Raw genomic sequence first — 24,570 nt, 5'->3', positions numbered from 1 at the left:
CCGTCAGTGCGGACCGGCCACCTCGCGGTGGACGGCGTTGACCGCTTCCGCCACCGCCGCCACATGGGGCGGGCGGACCAGGCCGTAGTGGGTGGTTTCCCGTTCGTGCCAGTCGCCCGGCGCGGTCAGATGGGCCCGCCACCGCTCGCGCTGCTCCGCGGGCGAGCCCAGCGATGGGAGGCCCTCCACCGGGAGCCGGGCCAGCCACACCCGGGCCGGGGTGGTGGCCAGCAGCGGCAGCCGGTGTTCGGCCATGGCCCGGAGGTTGGCCAGACAGCGCCGGGTGAGCCGTTCGGCGTACTCCCGGGCCGCCTCGCCGTCCCGGCCACTGCTGCCGAGGCCCAGCTCGTGTGCGAAGAGGGTCCGCAACTCGTCCTCGCCGTACGTCCGGTAGAGCGGGCCGGAGCCGGGCGGTGGCGGGTCGAGCAGGTGGAGCGCGTCCACGGGCCGCCCGGCCGCCTCCGCTTCGGCGGCCATGCCGACGGCCACCCACGCGCCGAACGACCATCCGGCCAGCTGCCGGTGCCAGTCGGCGGCGGGGAAACGCGCCTCCAGCGCTGCGTGGTAGTGGCGGGCCCGCTCGGTGAGGGTCCACTCCGGGGCGCCGGACCGGCGCAGCGCCGGGTCGGCGATCAACGCCACGGTCAGCCGCGGATCGAGGCCCGCGACCAGCGCGCGGTACGCCTGGATGTCCCCGCCGACGGGGTGCACCAGGCACAGCACCTCCCCTCCGGTGCCCTGCTGCCACACGTCGAGTGTGACGTCCTCGCCCGCCCCGGCGGTGTCCGTGGAGGCGGACGCCGTGGAGGCGGACGCCGTGGCGCGGGCCCGGTCCAGCAGGGTCAGCACTTCGGTCAGCGAGACCTGGTGACTCAGCGCGGCCAGATCGAGTTCCACGTCGAAGTGGCGCTTCATCTCGCCGATGAGGTCCAGCAGGGTCAGCGAGTCGGCGCCCAGGTCGTAGAGCGAGACGTCCGGGTCGAGGGTGTCCAGCCCCAGCCATTCGCACAGCCAGTCGCCCAGCAGCTCGGCCGGTTCGTCGACGCACCGGGCGGGTTCGGCGTCCGGTGCGGGCGCGGGTCCGGCGTAGAAGGCGCGGGAGGCCGTCAGTTCGGTGGTGGAGACCAGCACCTGTGGCAGCTGCGCGGCCAGCGCCCGGGCGAGGGTCCGACGGCCCTCCTCCACCGTCAGCCCGACCGCCAGATGGGCCTGGTGGCGTACGTCCGAGGCCGGTGCCCGCAGCGCCATCCCGGCCTCCCGCCACACGTCCCAGCCGATGGCCAGCCGGAGCGTCGTCCTGCCGACCGGAGTGGCGCCGCCGTCCGGCGGGGACGGCTCGTGGTGGGCGAAGGCGTCCAGCACTCCGGCCGCCGCCGCGTAGTCGAGCTGACCGACCCCGCCCAGCGTCCCGGCCATGGAGGAGCAGTAGACGGCCCCTTGCGGCCGGAACCGCTCGATCAGCCGCTCCACCAGCAGCGCGCCGTGCAGCTTGGCGAGCGAACCGGCACGTGCCACGGCGGGGTCCCGGCGTGCGATCAGCCCGCCCGCTCCGGTGCCCGCCGCGTGCACGACGGTGTCCAGCCGCCCGGTGCGGTCGGCGACGAGCCCGGCGAGCCGCTCCGGGGAGCCGGTGGTGAGGTCGGCCTCGACCAGCTCGATCCGGTCGGCCCACGGCAGCAGCGCGTCCGGCAGCTCCGGCCGCCGGGCCAGCAGCAGCACCTGCCCGGCGGTCCGCTCCAGCAGCCAGCCCGCGACGGTGGCGCCGATGCCGCCGGTGCCGCCCAGCACCAAGTGGACCGTATCCGCCCCGTCCGGCACCACGGGGTGGTCGGCGGGCTCCGGTACCGGCGCCGTGTCCTGCCGCCACCAGTAGCCGTGACGCAGCGCCAGATGCGCCGGGAGCCGCTCGTCGGTGGCCAGCAGCGCCGCCAGAGCCGTCGCCCAGCCGGTCGGCGCGGCGGCCGGGAGGTCGACCCAGTGCCCGGCGGCGGCGCCCTCCTGCGACGCCACCTCCGTGACCCCGGCCAGCAGCGCCAGCTCGGGCCGGTCCACGGGTCCGTCCACCGGCCGGGCCCGGTACGACAGCCACACCGGGCGCAGCGTGAGACCGGTCCGCCCGGCCGCCGCCCGGACCAGCGCGGCCGGAGCGTCCAGGCAGGCCCGGCGGGCCCGGTCCAGCCGGTCGGCGTCGACCGGGCCGGTCACGCCCAGCGGCAGCGCGTGCAGCCAGTCCACGGCGCCCAAGTCGCCCAGCGCGTCCAGCAGGGCGCCCAGCGAGACCGGGTCGGCCGGGTCCACCAGGTACGCGTCGTCGTCGAGCCGGGCGAACCCGCCCCCGGCGGCCACCCGCACCACTCGGGGGCGGACCGAGTGCAGCGCCCGTACCTCCTCCGGGTCGGCCGGGCCGTCCGTGACCAGGACCAGCGGGCGGGAGACGGCCGCCGGGCCGGTGGCGCCCGCCCGGCGGAACCGCACCCAGTGCGGCTGACGCAGCCACTGTTCCTCGGGCAGGCGGGCGGGCCAGGCGGCACCGCTCGGGGGCGGCTCCTCCGCCGCCCGTTCGATGTCGTACTCCGCCCGCGCGAAGGACGGCGGAGGGAAGTCCCATGGCGCCTGCGCCGGGCCTTTTCGCCAGCCGATCCGCTGCCCGGCCAGCCAGTCGGCGACCAGCCGCGGCGCGTCGCGGTCCGCCACCGGGACCGGCCCGGCACCCGGCCCGGCACCCGGCTCGGCCTCCGTGCCGGTGGCGGTCCGCAGCCACCGCACCGCCGAGGCCGGGTCCGGACAGACCGCCGCCATCCGCCAGCGGCGGATCGGACGGCCCGCCTGGAGATGCCGCAGCACCGCCGGATACGCCTCCGGGCGCTCCGCGAGGTAGGCGGCGATCCGGTCCGCGTCGGTGCGCAGCGCCGCCTCGCTGGAGGCGGAGAGCAGCAGACAGGGCGGCGGCGCGCCGACCGGCCGCCCCGGTTCGCCCGCTTCGAGTACGGCGTGTGCGTTGGCGCCCCCGATGCCGAAGCTGCTGACCGCCGCCACCCGAGGCCGGTCGGCGGGCCAGGGCAGTGCCTCGGAGGGTACGTAGAACGGCGTCGGGTCGGGGCCGAGCTGCGGGTTGAGGGCGCGGAAGTCCAGCGTGGGCGGGATCAGGCCATGGTGGACGGACAGCGCCGCCCGGACCAGCCCGACCACCCCGGCCGCCGCGCCCAGGTGGCCGATCTGGCTCTTGACCGAGCTGAGCGCGGTACGGCCGGACTCCGCCACCTCGAACGCCTGGCGCAGCGCGCCGACTTCGACCGGATCGCCGAGCCGGGTGCCGGTGCCGTGCGCCTCGACGTAGCCGAGGTCGGCGCCGGTGCGCCCGCTGCGGCGCAGCGCGGTACGGATCACCTCGCGCTGGCCCGCGAGCGAGGGGGCGCTGTAACCGAGCTTGTCCGAACCGTCGTTGTTCACCGCCGACCCGGTGATCAGCGCGTACACCGTGTCCCCGGCCTCGCGGGCCAGCCGCAGCGGCTTGAGGACGAGCATGCCGACCCCGCTGGAGCCGACGGTGCCGGTGGCGTCGTCGCTGAACGGGCGGCAGTGGCCGTCCACCGAGTAGATGTGCTGCGGCTTGTAGCGGTAGCCGTCGCTCAGCCCGGTGTCCACCAGCACCCCGCCCGCCAGCATCACATCGGCGTCGCCCTGCCGCAGCAGCCCGGCGGCCAGGTGCACCGCGAAGAGCGAAGTGGCGCACGCCGCCTGGACGGTGAACGCGGGACCGGTCAGACCGAGGTGGTACGCGGCCTTGGTGGCCAGGAAGTCCTTCTCGTGGTGCAGCGCGAGCTGGAACCCGTCCGGCAGCCGGTCCGGGCCGGTCCGCCGCAGCAGGGACGGGAGGTAGGTGTTCTCGCCCGCACCGGCCACCAGCCCGACACGCAGCGCCGAGGTGTCGGCGATACCGGCGTGCGCCAGCGCTTCGACGCAGGTCATCAGCGTGTGCCGCTGCTGTGGGTCCATCAGCCGGGCCTCCTGGCGGCTGATGCCGAAGTGGTCCGGGTCGAAGTCGAGCAGCCCGTCCATCTGGCTGCGCGCCCCCACCAGCCCGTCCGGGGCGTCGAAGTACTCGATGCCCCGGCCGCCGCCGCGGACCAGCTCCCAGAAGGCCCGCAGGTCCGGTGCGCCCGCCACCCGCACCGCCATCCCGACCACGGCGATCGGCTCCTGGCCCGATACCTGGGCCGGGCCCGCCACCTCGGCCGATCGCACCACTGGCCCGGTGCCGTCCAGGAAGCGGGCCAGCGCGCGTACCGTCACATGCTCGAAGAGGTCCGCGATCTCGAACCGCAGCCCGAGCGCGGTGGTGCACCGCAGATGGAAACGCATCAGCCCCAGGCTGGACGCACCGGCTTCGAAGAACGTCTGATCCGGGCCGATGGGCACACCGGTCACGGTCTCGAACACCGCGGACAGCTCGGCCTCCCGCTCCGAGAGCCGCTGCCCGTCGGCCGCGCCGCGCCGCAACTCCTCGCCCGGAGCGCGCGGCGCCGCCCGGCGGTCCAGCTTGCCGCTCGGGGTGCGCGGCAGCGACCCCAGACGACGGAACCGGTCGATCCGTACGTGCGGCGGGAGCAGCGGCACCAGGTGGCCGTCCAGCTCCCGGGCCGAAGGGGCGTCATCGCGGCACTCCAGGCAGGCGGTCAGCCCGCCGCCCTCCGCGACCACCACCGCGCCGACCACCTTCGGATGGCGCAGCAGCGCCGCCTCCACCTGGCCCAGCTCCAGCCGGTGGCCGCTCACCTTGATCTGCTGGTCGTCCCGGCCGTGGTGGTGCAGCAGCCCGTCGTGGCCGAAGGCGGCCCGGTCGCCGCTGCGGTAGAACAGGCCCTGCGTACCAGGAAGTTCGGTGAAACGCTCCCGGTTGAGTGTGCCGTCGCCCAGATAGCAGCGGGACACCATGGTGCCGCCGATCAGCAGGTCGCCGACGCACCCCGGGGGCAGCGGCTCGCCGCCTGTGTCCACCACCCGCAGCACGGCCCCGGCCACCGGGCCGCCGATGGCCGGGCGCTCCGGCCAGTGCGCCGGATCGCCCTCCAGGCACAGGGCGCTGACCACGTGGGTCTCGGTCGGCCCGTAGTGGTTGAACAACCGGGCCCCGGGCAGACCGGCGAACCAGCGGCGGATGGCGCCGGTGCACACCAGCTGCTCGCCCGCGGTGACCACCTCGCGCAGCCGGGACGGATAGCGGCCCAGGTGGACGGCGTGTTCGGCGAGCAGTTGCAGCGCCACGTACGGCATGAAGACGCGCTCCACACCGGCCGACTCCAGCTGGTCGAGCAGCGCCGGGACGTCCTGCCGCAGGCCGGGGCGTATCAGGTGCAGACAGCCGCCACCGCACAGGGTGGTGAAGATCTCCTGGAACGAGACGTCGAACGACAGCATGGAGAACTGCTGGGTCACGGCCGGTGCGCCGAGACCGCCCTCGGCCGCCTGCCAGTGCAGCAGATTGGCCAGCGTGCGGTCGAAGACCTGGACACCCTTGGGCGTCCCGGTGGAGCCGGAGGTGAAGAGCGTGTACAGCGGACGGCCGGTGTGCGGCGGCAGTGGTGGTACGGCGGGCGGCTCGCCCTCCGTCAGGGTGACGGTCCGGCGTACGGTGCCGCCCGGGTCGACCTCGTCGAATGCCCCGTCGAGCGCCGCCCCGCCGCCCGGTGCCCCGCCGTCCGGTGCGAGGAGCACGCACACCGGGTCGACCTGGCGCAGGATCTGCCGTAGCAGCCCGGCCGGGTAGGCCGGGTCGAGCGGCACCGCGGTCCAGTTGAGCCGGGCGAGCGCCAGCAGCGCCACCACGTGCTCCGCCGACGGCTCCATGTACAGCGCCACATGCCGCTGCCGCTCGCCGTCGGCCGCCGGGGCGTGCGCGGCCCGCAGTTCCCCGGCGAGCGCCGCCGTCCACCGGTCCAGCCGTGCGTAGCCGACCGGGCCGTCCGCGGTCATCAGGGCAGGTGCGTCCGGGGTCCGGGCGACCTGGGCGGCGAAGCCCTCGGCCACCGTGGTCCAGCCGCCGGACGGCTCGGCACCGCGCCCGAACTCCGGCAGCCCGCGCCGGTACGGGCCCGCCAACTCGGCGGGCGTAGCGGACCGGCCGGTGGCGAGGAGGTCCAGGCCGGTCCGGAACAGCCGGTCCATGGCCTCGATTCCGTCAGCCGTGAAGTGGTCGGCCGCGTACTCCCACAGGCAGTCGAAGCCGTCCGGGTGTTCCACCAGCGAGACGGTCAGCGGCACCTTGGCCTCGGCCGGTGCCCGCCACACCGGCCGGGCGGTGACCCCGGGCAGCTCCAGCGCGCCGAAGTCGGTGTTCTCCAGCACGAACAGCACGTCGAATGGGGTGCGCCCGGCCGGGTGGCCACGGTCGTCCAGCACATCGGCGAGCGACACGTCCTGCCACTCCAGGGTTTCGCGTACCGCCGCGCCCAGCCGCAGCAGTTCGGCGCGCAGCTCGCCGCGCGGCGCGACCGCCACGGGCAGCGGCACGGTGTTGGCGAACATCCCGACACTCGACTCGAACTCCCGCACAGGACGGCCCGTGACCGGCGTGGCGATCCGCGGCCGGGTCCGGCCGGTGACCGCGTACAGGCTCCAGGCGAACACCCCGAGCAGCAACTCGAAGCGGCTCAGCTCCAGTTCGCCGCAGAGCCGGTCCATCGCGGCACGGTGGTCCGGGTCCAGTGCGGTGTGCAGTAGCCGTCCCTCGGGGTACGGCCGGTCGCGGACCGGCAGCAGCGGTTCGTCCGGCTCCTCCCGGGCGGTCCACCGCTCGCGCAGCCCGGCGCGGAGCGCCTCGTACCCGGCCCCGGCGAACCAGTCGGCCTGCCAGGCCGCGTGGTCCAGCGGGGTGGGGGCCGTGGAGACCTCCGGCAGGGCGGTGTCCGGGGCGTTCAGCGCCTGGGCGTAACAGGCCGACAGGTCGCGGAAGAGCACGGTCAGCGACCAGCCGTCCACCGCGATGTGGTGCAGCCGCAGCAGCAGCGTGCCGCCGCCCTGGGCCGATCCGCTTCCGCGTGGCAGCCAGCAGACGTCCAGCATCCGCGGACGCGCCAGATCGTGCGGTTCGGCGAAGACGGATGCGGCTTCCTCAGCCCGTTCGTCCTCCTCACCGGCGAGCGCCGTGGCCTCCGGCTCGGTCCACGGGTCGTACGGCGCGCCCACCACCTGCAGCAGACCGTCCGGCGACGCCTCGAACCCGGTACGCAGCGCCGGATGCCGGGCCACCAGGGCGCACAGGGCCTGGCGCAGCGCGGCCGCGTCCACCGGGCCGTCCAGCCGGAGCGCCTGGCCGACCGTGTAGCCAAGGGAGCCGGGGAAGCGCTGATGGTGCAGCCATAGCCGCTGCTGCTCGCTGGTGGCCGGACCACGGACGGCGCCGGACGGCGGGGGCGGCACCGGGTAGCGCGGGCCGGCGCCCGAACCGGCCCACCGGTCGACCGCCTCGGCGATGGCGGCGAAATCGGCGTGCAGCACCTCCGCCTGGCCCAGTTCGCACCCCCAGCGGCGGCGGATCTCGAACCGGAGCCGCAGCGCCCGCAGCGAATCGCCCCCGCTGGAGATCCACCGGTCGGCGGGGCGCAGCCCCGAGGTGCCGAGCACCGCCTCGGCCAGCTCCAGCACCTCCCGCTGCCGGGCGGTGACCACGGCGGCCGGGCCCGCGTCGGTGTCGGCGGAGCGCTGCCACGGGCGGTCCGGGCGGCGTAACAGCGCGGCCCGGTCCACCTTGCCGTTGCCCGTCAGCGGCAGTGCGTCCACCCGGTACATCCGGTGCGGCCGCATATAGGCCGGTACGGCGGACGTCAGATGCCGGTCGAACTCCTCGAAGTCCAGCTCCGGCCCGGCCACCAGGTAGGCCAGCAGTTCGTGTCCGGCGGTCTCCGGATGCTCCCGGGTGCAGACGTACGCCTGCCGGACCGCCGGGTGCGCCGCGATCCGCCGTTCCACTTCCGCCGGTTCGATCCGGAAGCCGCGCACCTTCACCTGCCGGTCCGCCCGGCCCAGATAGCTGATCACGCCGTCGGCGTCGGCCCGCACCAGGTCACCGGTGCGGTAGTGGCGCTCCCGGCCGCCGTCGTACCAGGGCAACCGGACGAACCGCCGGGCGGTCTCCTCCGGCAGGTTACGGTAGCCGGTGGCCACGCCCGGCCCGGACAGCAGCAGCTCGGCCGTCTCGCCCGGCTCGGCGACGCGGTCGGAGCCCGGTACCACCAGCAGCGCCCCGGTGTCCGGCAGTGGACGGCCGATCGGCACCGCGTCCGCGTCGAAGTCGCGGGGGATCGGGTGGACCAGCGAGAAGGTGCACACCTCGGTGGGGCCGTAGATGTTGTGCAGCACCGTGGCGGCGCCCGCGTTGTGTCCGTACCAGCGCCGCACCACGGCCGCGTTGAGCTGCTCGCCGCCGACCAGCACCTGCCGGGCACCGGCGAAACAGGAGGGCACGGTGTCCACCACGGCCTGGAAGAGCGCGGTGGTGATGAACAGTGTGTCGATGCGCTCGCGCAGCAGCGCGGCGGCGAGCCGGTGCGGCGACTGCACGTCCTCGTCCCGCAGCACCACGCAGCAGCCGCCGGTCAGCAGCGGTGTCCACATCTCGAAGTTGATCGCGTCGAAGGCCGGGTTGGACAGGCAGGCGAACCGTGCTCCCGGCTCCCGCCGCAGCCAGCCGGGGAGGGCCAGCCGCAGGACACCGGCCTCCGGCAGCTCCACCCCCTTGGGGCGGCCGGTGGTGCCGGAGGTGTAGAGGACCAGCCCGGCGGGCCGCTCCGGGAACCCGTCGGCTGATGCGGCACCGTCCGCTGCGGCGAACCCGCCGACCGATGTCGCATCGTCCGTCACGGCGAATCCGTCGACCGATGTCGCATCGTCCGTGACGGCGTCCAGCAGCCGCGCCGCCGGGAGCGGACGCACCGGGGCCGGGAGGCCCTCCGGCGCCGTGGCGCCATGCACCAGCACGACGCTGTCCGAGTCGGTCAGGATGTGCGCCTGCCGCTCCGGCGGGCTCTGCGTGTCCAGCGGCACCACCCGGGCGCCCAGCCGCAGCGCGCCGAGCACCACCACGACCAGCTGCCAGGAGCGTGGCAGGCCGACCGCGACCGCGTCGCCGGGGCGCACCCCGTGGCCGCGCAGCGCCTCGGCCACCCGCGCGCCCGCTCCGTCCAGCGCCGCGTAACCGAACCGGCGGTCCCGGTCCACCAGCGCGATCGCGTCGGGGGTGAGTCGTGCCTGGAGGTGGACGCCGTGGGCCAGACCGGTGGCCACCGTGGCCGGGCCGTCGCTCAAGGTCGTCATGAGCGCTCCGGCGCCACGGACGACGGTACGAACTGGCGGGTCGGCTCCACGGCGTCCAGCCGGGCCAGTTCGGTGACGACCACTCCGGCCACCGCCGAGACCTGTGCCCCCTCCAGCAGGTCCCAGTGGCCGCAGTCGAGCGGCACCACCGCGAGCCCGGCACCGGCCCGCCGCCGCCAGAACTCGCGGGTCGGATGCGGGCCCGAGAGGTCCGGACCGTCCGCGGCGGCCTCGATCAGGGTCAGCGCGGCGGTGGTCGGCCCCGGGTGGTGGTCGCGGGCCGTCATCCGGCTGTGGTTGTAGGTCTCGAAGTACCGGGTGAGCTGGTCGGCTTCGATGCCCGGGTACATGCCGTTGAACCGCACCAGCTTGTCGGCGAACTCCTCGTACGCCACCGGCTGGATCGCGGCCCGCTCGGCCGGGTCGTCGGTGGCCTGGGTGTCGAGCAGTACCACGCTCAGCCGGGAGTGGCCGGTCAGCGCCAGCCGACGGCCCATCTCATGCGCGATCAGGCCGCCATAGGACAGCCCGCACAGCACCAGCGACTCGTCCGGGCGGACGTCGATCATCTCCAGGTACGCCCGCGCCATCGCCTCGACCGTGGGAAGCCGCTCCTCACCCGGGTCGATGCCCGGGGCCTGGATGCCCTGGACTCCGATGTCCTCGGGGAGCGTGCCCGCCAGTGGCAGATAGCAGAAGGCGGTGCCCCCGGCCGGATGGACGCACACCAGCCGCTGCCGCCCGGCCCCGGCCCGGAACTCGATCAGGTTCGCCCCCGGTTTCGTACCCGGCGTCGCCCCCGGTTTCGCATCCGTCGGTCCGGTGGCGCCCCGGCGCAGCCGTTCGGCGAGCCCCTCGATGGTCGGATGCAGGATCACCTCGCGGATCTGCGGCGTCTCGCCGAATTCCTCGCCGATCGCGTGGGCCATCTTGATGGCCGATATGGAGGTGCCGCCGACGTCGAAGAAGTTGTCCGATATGCCGATTCCGGGGTGGAGCAGCAGCCGGGACCAGATCCGGTGCAGCGCCATCTCCACCCGGTCGCGCGGGGTCGCGGTGTTGACCTGCGCGGGCAGTGCGGCCCGCGCCCGCTCCAGCAGGGCGGCCCGGTCCAGCTTGCCACTGCGGCCCAGCGGCAGGCCGGGCAGCTCCACGAAGACCGCGGGGATCATGTAGTCCGGCAGCCGGTCGGCCAGCGCCGCCCGCCACTCGTGCGGTTGCCGGGACGGCGCCCCGCCCCGCCCGATGCCCGCCACCAGCCGTGGTTCGCCGCCCGGGTCGCGGTCGACCAGTACGGCGGCCTCCCGCACCCCCGGCAGCGCCAGCAGCGCCGCCTCCACCTCGCCCGGCTCGATGCGGAATCCGCGCAGCTTGACCTGGTCGTCGTGGCGGCCGGCGTATTCGGCGTTGCCGTCCGGCAAGCGGCGGGCCAGATCGCCGGTGCGGTAGATCCGGCCGCCGGGTACGAACGGGTCGTCCCGGAACCGCTCGGCGGTCAGCTCCGGCTGGTTGAGATATCCGCGGGCCACGCTCGCCCCGCCGATGTACACCTCGCCCACCACACCGGGCGGTACCGGCCGCATCCGTTCGTCCAGCAGATAGAGCCGGGTGCCGGGCAGCGGGCGGCCGATCGGGCACGGCCGGTCCACCGGCCCCGGGTCGGTGTAGGCGGTGCTGTACAGCGTGGTCTCGGTCGGCCCGTAGCCGAAGCAGATCCGCAGCCCGGGCAGGGCCGACGCCATCCGGTGCAGTGCCGCCTCGGGCAGCGACTCCACCCCGGTCAGCACCTGGCGCAGCGCCAGCCCGGCCAGCCGCCCTTCCGGGTCCTCGTCGATCCACCGTATGTAGGCCGGTGGCAGGAATGCCTGCACCACCCGGTGTTCGCGCAGCCAGTCCATCAGCGCCGCCGGGTCGCCACGCAACTCCTCGGGTACGAGGTGCACTTCGGCGCCCGTGGTGAGGGGCAGCAGCAGCTCGTGCACCGAGGCGTCGAACCCGATGCTGGACCAGGCCGAGGCCGCCTCGCCCGGGGTGGTGCCGAACCGGGCCAGCCACTGGTCGAAGAGGGCCAGCACATTGCCACGGGTCACCGCGACACCCTTGGGGCGGCCGGTGGAGCCGGAGGTGTAGATCACGTACGCCAGATGCGAGGGCGGGACGCTGACGCCCGGCGCGTCGTCCCGCTCGCCCTCGGCCTCGACGGCCGTCAACGGATGCCACGACTCCGGCGCGCCCCGCCGGTCGGTGAGGACCAGGGCGGGCCGTGCGCCGGACACCATCGCGGCCAGCCGCTCGGCAGGCTGGCCCGGGTCGAGGGGCAGCCACCCGGCACCGGCCTTGAGGATGCCGAGCACACCGGCCACCAGCTCGGCCGACCGGCCCGTGTGCAGCGCGACCACCTGGTCCGGGCGCACCCCACGGGCGATGAGGGCGTGCGCCAGCCGGTTGGCCCGCCGGTCGAGGTCGGCGTAGGTCAGGCGGCGGCCGTCCGCCACCACAGCGGTGGCCGCCGGGGCGGACCGTACGCGGGCCTCGAACCGTTCGACCAGCCCGCCCGGTTCGCCGGAGAGAACTCCCGGGGCACCGGTGGCGTCCCAGTCGGCCAGCAGCTCGGCGGTCTCCGCCTCGTCCAGCAGCGTGTACTCGGTGACGGGCCGCCCGGGCTCGCGGGCCAGCTGCTCCAGTACCCGGACCAGGTAGCGCAGATGGCGTTCGACGGTCTCCCGGTCGAACAGCGCGGTGGCGTAGTCCAGATCGCCGACGATCCGCCCGTCCGCCTCCTCCGCCCCGAGGACCAGGTCGAACTTGGCCGGGGCGTACGGCATCGGCAGCAGCCGTACCGTCACCCCCGGCAGCTCCATCACGTCCTCCATGGGCGGAACCCAGGCGAGCATGGTCTGGAACAGCGGGGTGTGCGCGGCGCTGCGCAGCGGGTTGACCAGCTCCACGACCCGCTCGAAGGGCAGGTCGGTGTTCTTCACCCCGGCCCGGACCGTGGCCCGCACCCGCCGCAGCAACTCCGAGCCGGTCGGCGCGTCCGCCAGCTCCACGCGCAGGGCAAGGGTGTTGACGACGAAACCCATGACGCCGCCGACCTCGCCGCGGCGGCGATTGGCGGTGGGGGTGCCCACCACCAGGTCCCGCTGTCCGGACAGCCGGGACAGCACGATCGACCAGCCGGTGAGCAGCGTGGAGAAGAGCGACCCCTCGTGTTCCTCGGTGACCGCCTTGAGCGCCGAGGTCAGCTCGGGGCCGATCTCCAGGTGCACCCGGTCACCGGAGTGGTCCTGCTCGGCCGGGCGCGGCCGGTCGGTCGGCAGCTCCAGCAGCGGTGGCACCCCGGCCAGCTTCCCGGCCCAGTACTCCTCCTGCGCGGCGGGCTCGCCGCCCGCCATCCACTGCCGCTGGCGGCGGGTGAAGTCGGTGTACTGCCACCGTACGGGCGGCAGCGGGTCCGGCTCGCCGCGCAGCAGGGCGGCGTAGAGCGCGCCGGTCTCGCGCAGCATCATGCTGCGGGACCAGCCGTCGAACATCGCGTGGTGCACGGTCAGCACGATCACGTGGTGGTCCGGGCCGAGCACCACCAGCCGCCCTCGGGCCAGCGGTTCGGCGGCCATGGCGAACGGGACGGCGGTCTCCCGGCGCAGCACCTCGGCGAGCCGGTCCTCGGCATCCGGGCAGCCCGTCAGGTCGTCCACCGCCAGGGCGAAGCCGGTGTCCGCCGGGTCGACCTGCTGGTACGCGTCGCCCTCGTACGGCACCAGCCGGGTGCGCAGCGCCTCGTGCCGGGCCGTCAGGGCGTCCAGCGCCCGGGCCAGCACGGCCCGGTCCAGCGGCCCGCGCAGCCGGAACGCCATGGGCTCGTTGTACGCGGCACTGGCACCCTCACGCTGGGACAGCGCCCACAGCCGGCGCTGGCCGAAAGAGAGCGGCGGTCGGCCGTCCGGCCCCGGTTCCGCGGTCGCGTCGGCTGAAGAGGCGGGGTCGGACAACGATGTCATCGACAAGAGCAGACCTTTCACTCATGCCATGGAAGGGAGATCGCCAAGCGGTCGGGAAGATTTTTCGACAGCAGGATGACCATGTCAATGGCCGCCCGGAACGCAACCGGTGGTAATGGCTCCGGAAAGTCCAGGGGAATTCCGGGCAGGTCTAGGGAATTTCGGGGAACTCGCAGGGGCCCGCGGATCGGCCCCCGGCGGGAGGGGCGGTGCTCTGCCGTACGACGAGCCGCGGAGTCGGGGCCTGCACGGCGCGGGGCGCGGGGCGTTCTGCCATGACGCGGAGCAGCTCGGTGGCCGTGAGCGTGCCCAGGGCGAAGGTGTCGCGGGTGAGCGCGGTGAGCGAGGGGTGCGCCATGGTGGTGAGGACGGAGTCGTCGAAGGACACCACGGAGACCTCGCCGGGAACGGGGATGCCCATCTCGGTGGCCACGCCGAGTCCGGCGACCGCCATGACGTCGTTGTCGTACACGAGGGCCGTGTGGCGGGGGCTGGCTTCGAGCAGACGGCGGGTGGCCGACGCGCCCTGGGCGTCGGAGTAATCGGTGGCGACGGACGTCACGTCGATGCCGGTGGACTCGCGCACGTCGTCGATGGCCCGCAGGCGGCGCTGGGTGTGCTGGTAGGCCACCGTGCCGCTGACGTGGCCGATGCGGCGGTGTCCGAGGGCGACCAGATGGCGCAGGATGCTGACCGTCGCGGCGTGGTCGTCCACCCAGACGCTGGTCAGCTCCATGGGGTTCCCATGGCTGCCCAGCACCACCGCGGGGATGCCCAGAGAGGCGACGAGCGGTGGCCGGGTGTCGTCGACCGCGAGGTCGAGCAGGACGAGGCCGTCGACCCGGTTCTCGGCCGCCCAGCGCCGATAGACCGTCAGCTGGGTCTCGGTGTCCTCGACGATGAGTAACTGTGTGGCGATGCCCCGGTTGGACAGGCAGGACTGGAGGCCGGAGAGGAACTGGGCGAAGAACGGCTCGACGCCGAGTGTGCGCGCGGGACGGGCGATGACGATGCCGACCACGTCGTTGGCCGCGCCCTTGAGCGCCCGGGCCGCCAGGTGGGGGCGCCAGTTGAGCTCATCGGCGACATCGAGGATGCGCTTGCGGGTCGCGTCGCTCAGCCCGGGGCGCCCGTTGACCGCGATGGACACCGCCGCCACGGAGACGCCCGCGAGCCGCGCGATGTCGGTGCTGCGCAGCCGGGGCGGCGACGCGTCCGCACGGGGGCGACCGGGTGCGCCGCGCGGGCCGCCGGGGGAGTCCGGGTCCGTCCCCGCTCCTGACGAGGCATGGTTCTTCGGTGGCATCGCCCCTCCCTCGTGACCCCCGTCGACTTTACGCAAACGTGATGATCCGTCGCGGTGGCTGCCGAACTGAAACGTATTAATCTGCCGCCGACTCGATTCTACTAAAACGTATAAGCAAGCCTGTTGCTCCTCCTCTGCGGTGGGGACCACGTATGCATCAGCACTTCGGCAGGACGCTCGAGCGGCTTGACCGCGTACGCAGGGAACGCATCCTTCCCCGGGTCCACAGCCACCTCGGGGATGTCGAGATCGAGGCGTGGCCGGTCGGCGGCGACGGCGAGCCGGTGAGCTCTCGCCACGCGCTCGGGCTGACGGCCGATCCCGAGGTCGGCCGCCCCGACTACCGTCCCTTCGCCCTGGGCGACGCCTGGGGACCGGCGTGGTCCACGACCTGGTTCCGCGTCAGCGGCAAGGCCGGGCCCCGGGCGTCCGGACCGATCGACCTGCTGCTCGACCTGGGCTGGTTCGACCACTCCGTCGGCGGCCACTGCGAGGGGCTGGTGTTCACCCCGGACGGCACCGTCGTCAAGGGGCTGCACCCGCGCCAGACGGCGATCCGGCTCGGGGACGGGGACGGGGACGGCGACAGGCACACCGGCCCCGGGCTGCTCGGCCCCGACGGCCGCTTCGTGCTCTACGTCGAGGCCGCGGCGAACCCCCTTCTGCTGGGCCTGCCGCCCTTCGTCACCACCGAGCACGGGGAGAAGGGCGCGCGGGAACCGTTCGAGCAGTTCCGGTTACGGCGCGCCGAGACCGCCGTCTTCGCGCCGGAGGTGCACGCCCTGATGTCCGACCTGGACGTCCTCGGCGGCCTGGCCGCCGAACTCACCGAGGACGAGCCACGGCACTGGCGACTGCTCTACGGCATCGAACGTGCCCTCGACACCTACGACGAGGCGGACGCCGAAGCCACCGCCCGCCGGGCACGGGCCCACCTCGCGCCACTGCTCGCCGCGCCCGCGCACGCCTCCGCCCACCGGATCACCGCCGTCGGACACGCGCACATGGACTCGGCGTGGCTGTGGCCGCTGCGCGAGACGGTACGGAAACTCGCCCGGACCGTCTCCAACGCCCTCGCCCTGCTGGACGCCCATCCCGACCTCGTCTACACCATGTCGGCGGCGCAGCACTTCGCCTGGCTCGAAGAGCACTACCCCGCACTCTTCGCGCGGGTGCGCCACCACGTCGAGCGAGGGCGGCTGGTGCCCGTCGGCGGCATGTGGGTGGAGCCGGACGGCGTCATACCCACCGGCGAGTCCCTGGTGCGCCAACTCACCTATGGCAAAAGGTACTTTCTCAGCCGCTTCGGCATCGAGACGCGGGAGGTGTGGCTGCCCGACTCCTTCGGCTACTCGGGTGCGCTGCCGCAGCTGGCCCGCCGTGCCGGGGCCCGCTGGTTTCTGACCCAGAAGATCTCCTGGAACGACACCACGGTCTTCCCGCACCACTCCTTCTGGTGGGAAGGCATCGACGGCACCCGGATCTTCACGCACTTCCCGCCCGCGGAGACCTACGCCGCCGAGGTCACCGCCCGCGAACTGCGCCACGCGGTCACCACCTTCCAGGACAAGGCGATCGCCTCCCACTCGCTGCTGCCCTACGGCTACGGCGACGGTGGCGGTGGCCCCACCCGGGAGATGGCCGAACGGCTGCGCCGCTTCGCCGACATCGAAGGCGCGCCACGCATGGTGTCGCGTACTCCGGCGGAGTTCTTCGAGGACGCCGAGGCGGAGCTGCGCGAGGTCGAGGCGGTGGCGAGGCCACTGGCGCCCGTCCACCGCGGGGAGCTGTACCTGGAGCTGCACCGGGGCACCCTGACGTCCCAGGTGGCCATGAAGCGGCACAACCGGCGTTGCGAATCGCTGCTCAGGGCGGCCGAGTACCTCGGCGCGGCGGCCACCGTCCTGCGGGGCGCGCCCTATCCGCGGGAGAGTCTCGACGAGATCTGGCGCGGTGTGCTCCTGCACCAGTTCCACGACATCCTGCCGGGCACCTCCATCAGCTGGGTGCACCGCGAGGCCCGCGACACCTACCGGGCCACCGAGTCCCGTCTGCGCGAGCTCATCGACCGGGCGGCCAAGGCCCTGGGCGCTCCGGCTGACGGCCGGACGGCGGGTCTGCTGCCGCCGTTCATCCCCGCTGCCGACACGCAGCCGGAACCCGTCCGCGTCACCGACGGCCAAGCGGGCGCCACCGTTCTGGACGACGGCCTGCTGCGGGTCGTCGTCGACGCCGACGGCCACCTCACCTCGCTCCACGACCTGCGCGGTGACCGGGAGGTGGTGCCCCCCGGCGGGCGTATGGGCGTACTGCAGCTGTTCCGCGACGAGCCGGTGCGGTGGGACGCGTGGGACGTGGACCGCCACACCCTGCGCCACTTCCAGGTGGTCGACGATGTCACCAGCCGGACGGTGGTCCAGGACGGACCCGACGCCGGTGTCGAGGTCGTCCGGCGGTTCGGCGCCTCGACGGTCACGCTGACGATGTGGCTGAGGGCGGGCACCGGCCGGTTCGAGACGGAGTGCGCCATCGACTGGCAGGAGCGCGAGCGCCTGCTCAAGGTCGCTCTGCCGGTCCACCTCATGGCGGGCACGGCACGCTTCGAGACGCAGTACGGCCATGTCGAGCGGCCGCTCCTGACGAACACCGCATCGCAGGACGCGATGTTCGAGGCCGCCATGCACCGGTACATCCAGGTGGCCGACGGCGACTACGGCCTCGGCATCCTCAACGACACCATGTACGGCGCCGACGCACGCGCCGACCGCGACTCCACCGTGATCCGGCTGTCGCTGCTCAGGGGCAGCCGCTTCCCCGACCCCGGCGCCGACGCGGGCCGCCACCACTTCCGCTGGGCGCTGCTCCCCGGCGCGGACATCCCCGCCACGGTCGAGGCCGCCGCCGCGTTCAACGCGCCCGATATCGCACCGCTCCCGCCACTGGCACCCCTGGTGGCAATCGAGCTGCTGCGAGGGCACGCGGTCGTCGACTGGATCAAACTCGCCGACGACGGTTCTGGCGACCTCGTCGTACGGGTCTACGAGACGCGGGGGAGCCGGGCGAAAGCCCTGCTCCGCCCCTGCGAAGAACTCGGCGCGGACGCCGTCGCGGAAGAGACCGACCTGCTGGAACGCGCACTCGCGCCCGAGGACGACCTGCCCACGGCGCTGCCCCGGACACCGTGCGGTACGCGCCGTGCCGCCGACGGCGCGGTTCTGAACCTCGGCCCCTTCCAGGTGGCGACCCTGCGGATCACCCCTGGAACACACCCCAGATGAGGAGAAAACGAATGACGTCGGCGGGAAGACGGTCCGCGCTCATCGCCGGACTCGCTGCTGGATCGCTGATGCTGTCCGCCTGTGTCATGGGCGGCGGCGGGTCGAAGGAGGCGTCGGACGGAAAGGTGTCCGGCAAGATCACCTTCCAGACCTGGAACCTGAAGAACGACAAGTTCACCTCGTACTTCAAGGAGCTCATCGCCTCGTTCGAGAAGGCCCACCCGGGGACCGACATCACGTGGGTGGACCAGCCCGCGGAGGGCTACCAGGACAAGCTGTCGGCCGACGCCGCGGCCGGGTCCCTCCCCGATGTGGCCGACATGGGGCCGGAGTCCGCCTACACCCTGGCCAAGGCCGGTGTCCTGCTCGATGTGAACAAGGCCGATCCGAAGGCCAAGAAGAAGTATGCGGACCAGGCATGGGAGGCCATGACCTTCGAGGGCCTGGACGGCGGCACCTACGGCTACCCGTGGTATCTGAACACCGGGCCGTCCTTCTTCAACAAGTCCCTGTTCAAGAAGTGCGGTCTGAACCCCGGCAAGCTGCCCGCCACCTACGACGAGCTGTTCGACCAGGCGGAAACCATGGCCGAGAAGTGCTCGGACACCATGATGATCGCCCGGATGCCCGCCATCGAGACCTTCGGCGAGTACGGCGTGCCGCTCATGGACGCGCGCGGGAGCAAGTTCACGTACAACGACGCCAAGGGCGTGGAGTACGTCGAACGGTTCCGCAAGCTCTACGCCGACAAGGGCATCGACGAAGAGGCGCTGAACAACCTCCAGACCAAGGAGGTGGAGGAGTTCAAGGCGGGCCGTCTGGCCTATCTGCCCGGCAGCTCCTACACGCTGGACGACCTGAAGGCCACCGCGCCCGGCGTCTACAAGAACTTGGGCATCGGCCCGCGCATCAGCGACAGCGCCCCCAACATGTACCTGGAGTCCCTGGTCGTCAACGCCGCGAGCAAGAACCGGTCCCTGGCCACCGCCTTCGCCACGTACGTGACGAACTCCGCCCATCAGCTCGCCTTCGCCAAGAAGGCGTCGGTCTTCCCCTCGTCCGCCGGGACGCTGGACAACGCGTACTTCACCAAGGACGACGGGGACCCCGCCACCACGGTGCGACGGGAGAGCGCCGCCCAGGTGCGGAAGGCGGTCGTGTGGTGGCCGCCCGCGTTCTCCGGCTCGGCCGACAGCAACACACTGCGGGAGCAGATCGCCCAGGCACTGCTGGGCAAGAAGTCCGTGAAGGCGGCGCTGGACGCGTCCGTCCGGTACTCCAACGAGCGCCTGAAAGCGGACAAGTGACCCTCTCCGCCCAGCAGCGCCGGACCTCCCAGGGCTCCGCGAAGCGAGCCGCGCGCCCGGCCCGCCGCACGGCGACCGTCCTGGCCACGCACCGCTGGAGCCTGACCCCGTGGCTGTTCCTGCTGCCGGGACTGACCGTCATCGTGGCGATGGTCATCGTGCCGTTCGCGAACACACTGGGCCTGTCGTTCACGGACTCGACCCTGCTGCGGCAGGGGGAGTTCGTCGGCTGGGACAACTTCCGCCGCATGTTCGCCGACGAACGCTTCACCACGGCCCTGCTGAACTCCATGCTCTACACCGTGTGCGTGGTGCCCTGCATGGTGATCCTCCCGCTCATCCTCGCCACCTTGGTGAGCAGCGCGGGACGGCTCACCGGTTTCTTCCGCACCACCATGTATCTGCCCGTCGTGATGTCGCCCGTGGTCGTCGGCCTGATCTGGACGAACATGCTCGACAAACGAGGCCTGGTCAACGCGTTGTTCTCCACGCTCGACATGGTGGCCGAGCCCGTTCCCTTCCTCACCGACCGATGGCTGCTGCTCTTCAGCGCCATGTTCGTGACCGTGTGGACCGGCCTCGGCTACTACATGGTCATCTACCTGGCGGCGCTGGCCAATATCGACCAGAGCCTGTACGACGCGGCGGCGGTGGACGGCGCCGGTGTGGTGCGCACCTTCCTGGCCGTCACGGTCCCCGGTGTGCGGTCCACCATGACCCTCATCGCCGTGCTGTCCTCCGTGGCGGCCTTCCGCGTGTTCGGCGAGGTCTACGTCCTCACCGGCGGCACCGGGGGAGTGGGTGGCGGCGACCTCACCATGACGATGCTGATCCAGCGGGAGGGCACCGGGCTGCAGGCGCGTACCGGGTACGCGGGCGCGATCAGTCTCTTCATGTTCGTCATCCTCGGCGGGCTGCTGCTCGTACAACTCGCCCTGCAGCGCAAGAGGAGTTCGTGATGGCTCATCGCCCCGTGCCCACGCGCGCACCGGCCACCCGGCGGCGCGGGGCCTCACCGGGCTCCGTGGCGCGCTATCTGATCCTCCTGCTCATGGCCGTGCTCCTGGCGGGGCCGCTGGTGTGGCAGCTGTCGCTGTCCCTCAAAGGCGCCGGTGAACCGCTGTACACACGGCCGCCCGAGCTGATCCCCCAACACCCCACGCTCGACCACTTCGCCACGGTGCTCGACCGTGTTCCGGTGCCGCGCTATCTGCTGAACTCCCTGGCGGTGGCGGCCATGGCCGTGGCGGGCAATGTGGTCGGGGCCACCTGCGCCGGGTACGCGCTGGGGAAACTGCGCTTCCGCGGCCGGGGCGTGGCCACCGCGATCTGCGTCGCCGCCCTGCTGGTCCCGTCCGAGACCGTCCTCATCGCGCAATTCCTCACCGTCAGGGCCACCGGGCTGGTGAACACGCTGGTCGGGGTCGCCCTGCCGACCCTGGTGGCGGCGCTGAACGTGCTGCTCATGCGCAACGCCTTCCGCAACCTCCCCGGAGAGCTGGAAGAGGCCGCCATCGTCGACGGCGCCAACGCCTGGCAGCGCTTCCTCCGGATCTCCGTTCCCCAGGTCAAGGGCGTGATCGCGGTGGTGGCCATCTTCGCCTTCGTCGGCTCGTGGAACGACTTCCTCTGGCCCCTCATCGTCCTGTCGGACGAACAGAACTACACCCTCACCGTCGGCCTGAACCGGTTGCGCGGCACCTTCTACGACGATCCCCGCCTCATCGCGGCAGGCACCATCATCGCCCTGGTTCCCATCGTGGCGTTCTTCGCCGTCCTGCAGCGCCACTTCTTCCGCGGGCTGGAAGCCGGCGGCCTGAAAGGTTGAGATGCTGAGGTTTGGAGTCAACTACGCGCCGTCCAAGGACTGGTTCTACTCCTGGCTGGCCCCCGACCGGGACGCCACCCGCCGTGACATGGCGGCCCTGGCGGCCCTGGGAATCGACCATGTGCGCATCCTGCCGCTGTGGCCCGTCGTCCAGCCGAACCGCACCCTGATCCGCCACCGCGCCCTGCGCGACATCCGCGAGGTCGTGGAAATCGCGGGCGACGCCGGTCTGGACGCCAGTGTCGATGTCCTCCAGGGACATCTGTCCGGCTTCGACTTCGTGCCCAGCTGGCTGACGGACTGGCACCGGCGCAGCATGTTCACCGACCCCGACGCCATCGCCGCCCAGGCCCGGCTGGTCGAGGCGTTCGACGAGCACCTCCACGACGTGCCCACCTTCCTCGGGCTGACCCTGGGCAACGAGGTCAACCAGTTCACCTCGGCGGTGCATCCCCACCCGATGCCCGCCACCCCGCACCAGGTGACCAGCTGGCTCGACGCCCTGCACGGCACCGGGCCGCGCGACCCCCGCCACTTCCGGCTCAACGCCGAATACGACGCCGTCTGGTACGCCGACGACCACGCCTTCGTCCCGGCCCACTCCAGCCGTCACGGCCAGATGAGCGTCGTCCACTCGTGGATCTTCAACGGCACCGCGCAGGGGTACGGCGCCATGTCCCACGAGAGCGTCCACCACGCCGCCTACCTCGTCGAGCTGTCCCGCGCCTTCGCCACCGACCCCGCCCGCCCGGTGTGGCTCCAGGAGGTCGGCGCCCCGCTCAACCACCTCACCGAGGACCAGGCGCCCGACTTCCTTGAACAGACGGTCCGAGCGGCGGCCGACAGCGAGGCCCTGTGGGGGATCACCTGGTGGTGCTCACACGATGTGGACCGCCGACTCGGTGACTTCCCCGACCTCGAACACAGCCTCGGCCTGATCGGCGCCGACGGCGCGGTGAAGCCGATCGGGGAGCGCTTCGCCGCACTCGCCGCCGAGCTCCGCGACCGGCCGCGCCCCTCGCCCCGGCGAGAAGCCGTCGTGGTCCCGGTCGACAGCGCCGACGTCCCCCTCTCCCGCGCCGAACTGTCCCCGGGCGGCGGTGTGTTCGAGACCTGGATGCGACGCGCCCGCGCCGGAGCACGCCCCGCCCTCGTCACCTCCACGTCCGCCGCCGACCCGGACGCGCTGCGCGCCCGCGGCATCACCTCCCTCATCCACGCCGAACCGACCGGACGCACCTACTACACCTCGGTCAGCGACGCCGAGGTACTGAGCAGGACGCATACCCATGCCGAACACTGAACCCGCGCCCGCGCCCGCACCCGCCGCTGTCGAACGACTCCTCTCCGAGCTGACCCCGAGAGAGAAGGCCGGTCAGCTCAACCAGCGCCTGTACGGCTGGCAGGCCGTCGAACGCGCGCCCCGGGGCGGCTTCCGGCTCACCCACCGGGCCCGTGCCGAGGTCGACCGCTGGGGCGGCCTCGGGGCCCTGTACGGGCTGTTCCGCGCCGACGCCTGGTCGGGCCGCTCCTGGCACGACGGCATCCGGCCCGAGGAGCGCGCCGAGGCCGCGGCGCTCGTCCAGGACGAAGTGACCCGGGCGAGCCGCCACCGTATCGGGGTGCTCCTCTCGGAAGAGGCACCCCACGGCCACCAGGCCCTCGGCGGAACGCTGCTGCCCACCAACCTGGCCGTCGCCGCCGGATGGGATACGGCCCTGCTGACCGAGGCGGCGGCGGCCGTCGGCGCCGAACTGGCGGCGAGCGGGGTACATCTGGCGCTGGTCTCGGCGCTCGATCTGCTGCGCGACCCGCGCTGGGGGCGGGCGGAGGAGTGCTTCGGAGAGGACCCGCTGCTGGCCGCCGAACTCACCCGGGCCGTGGTGACCGGAATGCAGGACGGCCACGGGGGCGGCGGCGCGGGCGCACCGGGTACGGGCGGCGTCGCCGTCGTACTCAAACACCTGGCGGCCCAGGGGGAGGCGGTCGGCGGGCGCAACGGCCAGTCCGCCGTCATCGGCCCCCGCGACCTGCGCGAACTCCATCTGCCGAGCGCCCGGGCAGCGGTCGAGGCGGGGGCGCTCGGGTTCATGGCCGCCTACAACGACATCGACGGCGTGCCCTGCTGCGCCCACCGCGAGCTGCTCACCGGCTTCCTGCGCGAGGAGTGCGGGTTCGGCGGGATCGTCATGGCGGACGGCCGGGCCGTGGACCGCCTGGCCACGATGACCGGAAGCCCCGAGGCCGCCGCCGTGGCCGCCCTCGAAGCCGGTGTGGACCTCTCGCTGTGGGACGAGTCCTTCGCCCTGCTGGAATCCGCCGCCGACCGGGACCCCCGCGTGGCCGAGCTGGTCGACGCCGCCTGCCGCCGGGTGCTCACCCTCAAGCACCGCCTGGGCCTGCTGCCGGAAACGGGCCCGGCCCGGCCCGCACCCGCCCATCCCGTACCCGCCCGGGAGCGGCTCACCCTGGCCGCCCGCACGACGGACCGGCTGTCCCGGCGCCTGGCCCGCCAGTCCCTGGTCCTGCTGCACAACGCGGACCATCTGCTGCCACTGGCCCCGCAATCCCTCACCAAGGTGGTGCTCGCCGGACCCAACGCCCACGACGTCACCGCGATGCTGGGCGACTACGTGCCACCCCTCCCGGCGGCATCGGCCCTCTCCCTGGAACACGCGCTGCGCCGGGCACTGCCCCACACCGAGATCGTGCGCCCGCCCGGCCTGCCCTCCCGGGCCGACCTGTGCGGCGCCGACGTCGTGATCCTCGCCCTCGGCGGGACGAGCCACCGCGCCTACGACGACGCCTTCGCCGACAACGGGGCCGTCGCGGGCCCCGCCGCGGTGGCGACCGCCGGAGAGGGCGTCGACGTCGCGGACGTGTCGCTGCCCGGAGGCCAGGACGACCTGGTCACCGCCGTACGCGCGCGGACCGGCTGCCCCGTCGTCGCGGTGGTCATCGCGGGCAGGCCACATGTACTCACCACCGTCACGGACCACACGGACGCCGTGCTGTGGGCGGGCTACCCCGGGCCGCACGGCGCCGAAGCCATCACCGCCGCGCTCCTCGGCGGCCACGAACCGGTCGGCCTGCTGCCGTTCACCGCGCCCCGCCACCCCGGGGCCGTACCCGTGCGGTACAACGACCGTCACCCGGCCGCCGACGTCTACCGGGACGCGCCCGACCCGGTGCTGTTCCCCTTCGGATTCGGCCTGCGCTACGGGACCGTCGCCTTCGACCACCTCACCGCCCACGTGGCCGGGCGATCCGTACACATCGAAGTCGGCCTCACCAACCCCGACCCCGCCGAAGCCGAGGTCATCGTCCCCCTGTTCGGCCACCGCACCGGCGGCGCGGTACTGCCCCGGCGACGGGAACTCCTCGCCTTCCGCCGGGTCACCGCCCCGCCACGCGGCCGGGTCACCGTCGCCTGGGACCTGCCCGCCGCCCACTGCTTCGCCGAGGGCGCGCCCGCACGCGCCCGCACGGACCTGTACGTGAGCGATCTGAGCGCCACCATCCGCCCGCACCAGTGAAA

At 73.2% G+C, this 24,570-nt stretch carries 9 protein-coding genes; 6 read left to right on the top strand and 3 right to left on the bottom strand.

Annotated elements, in window-relative coordinates; genetic code table 11:
* Nucleotides 1-3: 3 nt before the first annotated feature.
* From ABZ370_RS08885 to ABZ370_RS08875, 3 genes are all read right to left on the bottom strand, one after another.
* Nucleotides 4-9,312 carry an amino acid adenylation domain-containing protein gene (locus ABZ370_RS08885; protein ID WP_358618398.1) on the bottom strand — a complete coding sequence of 3,103 codons (9,309 nt, stop codon included), beginning with the start codon at nt 9,310-9,312 and terminating at the stop codon, nt 4-6.
* Nucleotides 9,309-13,313, bottom strand: a complete 4,005-nt coding sequence (locus tag ABZ370_RS08880; protein WP_358618397.1) for an amino acid adenylation domain-containing protein — start codon at nt 13,311-13,313, stop codon at nt 9,309-9,311. The genes ABZ370_RS08885 and ABZ370_RS08880 overlap by 4 nt, the downstream gene beginning before the upstream one ends.
* Nucleotides 13,314-13,464: 151 nt before the next feature.
* A complete protein-coding gene (locus ABZ370_RS08875; protein WP_358618396.1) occupies nt 13,465-14,619 on the bottom strand; it encodes a LacI family DNA-binding transcriptional regulator in 1,155 nt (384 codons plus the stop codon).
* A 152-nt stretch (nt 14,620-14,771) separates the two neighbouring features.
* Here ABZ370_RS08875 and ABZ370_RS08870 point away from each other — a divergent pair, with 152 nt between their 5' ends.
* The 6 genes from ABZ370_RS08870 (at nt 14,772) to ABZ370_RS08845 (ending at nt 24,568) form a co-directional block, all read left to right on the top strand.
* Nucleotides 14,772-17,897, top strand: a complete 3,126-nt coding sequence (locus tag ABZ370_RS08870; protein WP_358618394.1) for a glycoside hydrolase family 38 C-terminal domain-containing protein — start codon at nt 14,772-14,774, stop codon at nt 17,895-17,897.
* Nucleotides 17,898-17,908: 11 nt separating this feature from the next.
* The gene (locus tag ABZ370_RS08865; RefSeq protein ID WP_358618393.1) at nt 17,909-19,204 is read left to right on the top strand and encodes an extracellular solute-binding protein; all 1,296 of its coding nucleotides are present in this window, start codon (nt 17,909-17,911) and stop codon (nt 19,202-19,204) included.
* The gene (locus ABZ370_RS08860) at nt 19,201-20,163 is read left to right on the top strand and encodes a sugar ABC transporter permease (protein WP_358618392.1); all 963 of its coding nucleotides are present in this window, start codon (nt 19,201-19,203) and stop codon (nt 20,161-20,163) included. Before ABZ370_RS08865 ends, ABZ370_RS08860 begins: the two co-directional genes overlap by 4 nt.
* Before the next feature lie 92 nt (nt 20,164-20,255).
* Nucleotides 20,256-21,032 carry a carbohydrate ABC transporter permease gene (locus tag ABZ370_RS08855; RefSeq protein WP_358618795.1) on the top strand — a complete coding sequence of 259 codons (777 nt, stop codon included), beginning with the start codon at nt 20,256-20,258 and terminating at the stop codon, nt 21,030-21,032.
* Between the two features lies 1 nt (nt 21,033).
* Nucleotides 21,034-22,335: a glycosyl hydrolase gene (locus ABZ370_RS08850; protein ID WP_358618390.1), complete on the top strand. Its 1,302-nt coding sequence runs from the start codon at nt 21,034-21,036 to the stop codon at nt 22,333-22,335.
* Nucleotides 22,322-24,568 (top strand): glycoside hydrolase family 3 N-terminal domain-containing protein, encoded by a 2,247-nt coding sequence (locus ABZ370_RS08845; RefSeq protein ID WP_358618388.1) that lies wholly within the window; start codon nt 22,322-22,324, stop codon nt 24,566-24,568. The genes ABZ370_RS08850 and ABZ370_RS08845 overlap by 14 nt, the downstream gene beginning before the upstream one ends.
* The last annotated feature ends 2 nt before the right edge of the window (nt 24,569-24,570 follow it).

Origin of the sequence: Streptomyces sp. NPDC005962 (genome assembly GCF_040629205.1) — a bacterium.
Classification (GTDB): domain Bacteria; phylum Actinomycetota; class Actinomycetes; order Streptomycetales; family Streptomycetaceae; genus Streptomyces.
This window is presented reverse-complemented; position numbering and strand designations above follow the sequence as displayed.

Excerpts from the sequence above, each read along its gene's own strand:
- ABZ370_RS08885 (WP_358618398.1), bottom strand. The coding sequence starts at position 9,312 with ATGACGACCTTGAGCGACGGCCCGGCCACGGTGGCCACCGGTCTGGCC.
- ABZ370_RS08880 (WP_358618397.1), bottom strand. The coding sequence starts at position 13,313 with ATGACATCGTTGTCCGACCCCGCCTCTTCAGCCGACGCGACCGCGGAA.
- ABZ370_RS08875 (WP_358618396.1), bottom strand. The coding sequence starts at position 14,619 with ATGCCACCGAAGAACCATGCCTCGTCAGGAGCGGGGACGGACCCGGAC.
- ABZ370_RS08870 (WP_358618394.1), top strand. The coding sequence starts at position 14,772 with ATGCATCAGCACTTCGGCAGGACGCTCGAGCGGCTTGACCGCGTACGC.
- ABZ370_RS08865 (WP_358618393.1), top strand. The coding sequence starts at position 17,909 with ATGACGTCGGCGGGAAGACGGTCCGCGCTCATCGCCGGACTCGCTGCT.
- ABZ370_RS08855 (WP_358618795.1), top strand. The coding sequence starts at position 20,256 with ATGGCCGTGCTCCTGGCGGGGCCGCTGGTGTGGCAGCTGTCGCTGTCC.
- ABZ370_RS08850 (WP_358618390.1), top strand. The coding sequence starts at position 21,034 with ATGCTGAGGTTTGGAGTCAACTACGCGCCGTCCAAGGACTGGTTCTAC.
- ABZ370_RS08845 (WP_358618388.1), top strand. The coding sequence starts at position 22,322 with ATGCCGAACACTGAACCCGCGCCCGCGCCCGCACCCGCCGCTGTCGAA.